Origin of the sequence: Actinomadura fibrosa (assembly GCF_900659615.1) — a bacterium.
In the GTDB taxonomy this organism is placed as follows: Bacteria; Actinomycetota; Actinomycetes; order Streptosporangiales; family Streptosporangiaceae; genus Spirillospora; species Spirillospora fibrosa.
Genome location: NZ_CAACUY010000455.1, coordinates 1 through 3,742 on the forward strand (window position 1 = coordinate 1; position 3,742 = coordinate 3,742).

Here is a 3,742-nt window from a genome sequence, read left to right on the forward strand (position 1 = left end):
GGCGGCGTCCGGACGGCGCGCGGTGCCCCCGCGAGACCACCAACTACGCTGAGCTGTGAAGCGTTACTGGAAGTGATGGCCTGCGTCCGGATCCGGGGGGGACGGCTGTGCGGCTGGAGGAGGCGGCGGAGAAGCGGCGGGAGCGGCTCCACCACGGGTGGTCCCGCCTGTTCATGTCGGTGCGGGGCCGCGCGACCGTCCTCACCGTGGCGGTCTCGGCGGTGATGCTGGTCCTCGCGCTGAGCCTCGGCACGCTGCTCGCCCGCGACTGGGCCGAGAACACCGTGGCGGAGAACACGGAGCGGACCGCCGAGCGCGTCGTCGTCGACCTCGTCGAGGAGCGGAACGGCGGCGCGCTCGTCCCGGCGGACGGCGAGGCGCCCATGGTCCAGGTCGTGAGCCGGGACGGCCGGCGGGTCCTCGCCGCCAGCGAGGCGATCGACGGCGAGCCCCCGCTCATCGGCGTCGCCAGGCTCGGCCGGTCCATCCTCATCGACGGCGAGGTCTGCCCCCGCTCCCTGGACGACTGCGTCTGGGTGTTCGGGCTGCGCATGCGGACCTCCCCGTACGGGGACGGCGTCTTCGTCCTCGCCGGCTCGCCGATGCCGACCCTCGCGAACGCGTGGCTGCTGCCGCTGGCGATGGCGCTGCTGCTCGTGGCGCTGCTCGCGCTGATCGGCTGGTGGACGTGGCACACGGTGGGGCGGGCGCTGGAGCCGGTCGACCGCATCAGCGACGAGCTCGCCGACATCACCGAGCGGGGCCTCGGCCGCCGGGTGCCGAACCCGCACACCCACGGCGAGATCCAGCGGCTCGCCGAGACCGTCAACGCCACGCTGGAGCGGCTGGAGGACGCGCGGAGCCGGGAGCGCCGGTTCATCTCCGACGCCTCGCACGACCTGCGGAACCCGATCGCCGGGCTGCACACCCGGCTGGAGGTCGCGCTCGACGAGCCCGGCGACGAGCACTGGCGGCCGATGGTGCGCTCGGCGCTGCGCGACACCGAGCGGCTGAACGACGTCGTCGTCGACCTGCTGGAGCTGTCCCGGCTCGACTCGCGCGCGCCGCTGCCCGTCCAGGAGGTGGACCTCGCGGACCTCGCCCGCCGCGAGGTCGACCGCCGTCCGGACCCCGAGCGGATCACGACCCGGCTGGAGCCGGGCGTGGTCGTGCGCGCGAACCCGGTGCGGATGAGCCGGGTGCTCGGCAACCTGCTGAGCAACGCCGAGCGGCACGCGGAGTCGCGCATCGAGGTGACCGTCGCGCGGGACGGGGAGCGGGCGCGCCTGGAGGTCGCCGACGACGGCGCGGGCGTCCCGCCGGAGTCGCGCGAGCGGGTCTTCGAGCGCTTCGCCCGGCTCTCGGAGTCCCGGCGCCGCGACCCGCAGGGCACGGGCCTCGGCCTGCCCATCGCCCGCGAGATCGCCGAGATCTACGGCGGGACCCTGCGCCTCGCCGACACCCCAGGCGGCGCCCGCTTCGTCATGTCGCTCCCCCTGGCCGAAACCGTCGACGACCGCGGCGGGTCAGCCGAGGGCCTGGGCGAGTAGGGCGGTCAGCTCGCCTGTGATGGAGGAGGCGCCCATGCCCGACGGGGTGTCGGTGACGTAGCCGAACGCGACGCCGAGGTCCGGGTCGGCGTAGGCCTGCGCGCCCGCCGCGCCGTCGTGCCCGAAGGAGGCCGGGCCCGCGAAGCGCGCCGGGCGCTGGAACACCGTCGCGAAGCTCGTGGGGAACGGCAGCACCAGGTCGTCGCCCGCCGCCTGCACCTCGGTGACGGCCTTGAGCGTCGCCGCGCCGACCAGCGGCGCGTCCGCGCCGGGCAGCACGGCCGCGTACATGGCGGCGAGACCGCGGGCGCTGCCGAACCCGCCGATCGACGGCACCCCCGCCGCGCGGAACGCCCGCATGCCCAGCAGGTCGTCGGCCGGCTCACCCTCGGCCGCGACCGGCGGCCCGCCGCTCCGGCCGGGCTCCATCGCGCGCACGAAGAACGGCGGCAGCCCCTGCCCGCCGGGCATCCTGCCGGGCGCGACGGGCCTGACCGGCAGCAGCCGCCGCTCATCCGGCTCGGGCAGCCCGATGTGGACGTCGATCCCGCGCGGCTCCGCGATCTCCCGGCGGAAGAACGCGCCGAGCGGCGTGCCGGTGACGCGCCGGACGAGCTCGTCCAGCAGCGTGCCGATCGTGACCGCGTGGTAGCCGTGGCCTTCGCCGGGCGTCCAGAGCGGTGCCTGCGCGGCCAGCAGCTCGGCCAGCGGCGCGTGCGCGATCAGCTCGCCGACCGTGTAGCCGCCGTCCACGTTGACGAGCCCCGCCTGGTGCGACGCGAGCATCCGGACGGTGATGTCCTGCTTGCCCGCCGCGGCGAACTCGGGCCAGTAGCGGGCCACGGGCGCGTCCAGGTCGAGCAGGCCGCGCTCGACGAGGACGGCGAGGACGATGCCCGCGGCCCCCTTGGTCGCCGAGTAGAGGCCCATGATGCTGTCCTCGCGGTGGTCCGGCCCCTTCCACAGGTCGATGACGCGCTCGCCGCCGACGTGCACGGCGAGCGCCGCGTTGACGCCGGGCCGGTCCGCCGCGAAGGCGTCCCGTATCTCCTCGAAGCCTGGTGCCACGAAACCGCGGGCACCGTCCGTCTCAGCCATGCCGACTCCTTCGCCGCTGTGCCTGCCCGCAACGCTAGGACCTCAAGTTAGATCGAGGTCAACGGCGGCCGGCCTCGCGGCGGTCAGGAGGCGGGGGCGCGGATCGCCTCGATGACGCTGGACAGGCCGTCCGCGCCGTGGCCCGCGTCGACCGCCCTCCAGAAGAGGTCGCGCAGAGCGGTCGGCCCGGACGTGTCGACGCCCGCCTCGCGGCTCGTCTCGACGACGTGGTCGGCGCCGACAGCCTGCATCCGGAGGGTGTTCGCGCCGCCCGGGTGGATGCCCGCGTCGATCGTCTCCGCCAGGATCCGCAGGAACCCCATGGGGCCGTCGCCCGCGAGGGCGGACACGGTCGTGGCGGCGAACGGGCGGAACTCCTCAGCCGAGACGCCCGCCGTACCCAGCAGCGCGATCGCGTGCATGTACGACGTCAGCGTGGACCAGAACAGGTAGAGCTGCGCCTGGTAGTACAGCATCGCGAGACCGTGGTCCGCCCCGACGAACGTGGTGTCGCCGAGCTCCCCGAGCGCGGCCCGATGGCGGTCGAGGACGTCCTCGGGCCCGCTGTAGAAGACGTACGAACCCGGCTGCCCGATGCCCGGCGGCGGCACCATGACACCGCCGGTCAGCAGGTCGGCGCCGTGCTGGGCGGCCCACTCGGCGGCGCGGCGCAGCTCGTCCGGGCTCCCGGAGCTGAGGTTCACCAGGGCGCGCCCCTTCAGCGCGTCCGTCGCGCCGCCGAGGGAGTCGTACATCGCCGTGTAGTCGGTCTGGCTGACGACGACCAGCTCGGACGCGGCGAGCGCGTCGGCGGGGGTCGCCGCGAGGACCGCGCCCCGCTCCACCAGCGGCGCCGCCTTGGCCGCCGTCCGGTTCCACACCGTGGTCGGATGGCCGTTCTTCAGGAAGGTCTCCGCCATCGTCGCGCCCATAGGGCCGAGGCCGATGACGGTGACAGGGGACTTCGGCATCGTTCGCTCCTTGCTCTCGTTCAGGAGCTCCACCGTCGCGGGTGCCGCCACGGAAACGCTGCGGGTCTGTCCGTAGCGGTGCATACGCTGACGAAATGCGTTTCGGGGTGCTGGGGCCGCTCG

Annotated in this window: 3 protein-coding genes; 1 reads left to right on the forward strand and 2 read right to left on the reverse strand. The window is 74.6% G+C overall.

The annotated features are described in order from the left end of the window. Window positions 1-107 precede the first annotated feature (107 nt). Window positions 108-1,550, forward strand: a complete 1,443-nt coding sequence (locus E1300_RS48410; RefSeq protein WP_242619890.1) for a sensor histidine kinase — start codon at window positions 108-110, stop codon at window positions 1,548-1,550. Here E1300_RS48410 and E1300_RS48415 read toward each other — a convergent pair. Together E1300_RS48415 and E1300_RS48420 are read right to left on the reverse strand one after the other, a co-directional pair. Then, window positions 1,527-2,648 (reverse strand): serine hydrolase domain-containing protein, encoded by a 1,122-nt coding sequence (locus tag E1300_RS48415; protein ID WP_131763986.1) that lies wholly within the window; start codon window positions 2,646-2,648, stop codon window positions 1,527-1,529. The two genes, E1300_RS48410 and E1300_RS48415, sit on opposite strands and share 24 nt — an antisense overlap. 83 nt (window positions 2,649-2,731) lie before the next feature. Further along, window positions 2,732-3,619: an NAD(P)-dependent oxidoreductase gene (locus tag E1300_RS48420; protein ID WP_131763987.1), complete on the reverse strand. Its 888-nt coding sequence runs from the start codon at window positions 3,617-3,619 to the stop codon at window positions 2,732-2,734. Window positions 3,620-3,742 lie beyond the last annotated feature (123 nt).

Coding starts and splice junctions, on each gene's coding strand:
- E1300_RS48415 (WP_131763986.1), bottom strand. CDS start 2,648: ATGGCTGAGACGGACGGTGCCCGCGGTTTCGTGGCACCAGGCTTCGAG.
- E1300_RS48420 (WP_131763987.1), bottom strand. CDS start 3,619: ATGCCGAAGTCCCCTGTCACCGTCATCGGCCTCGGCCCTATGGGCGCG.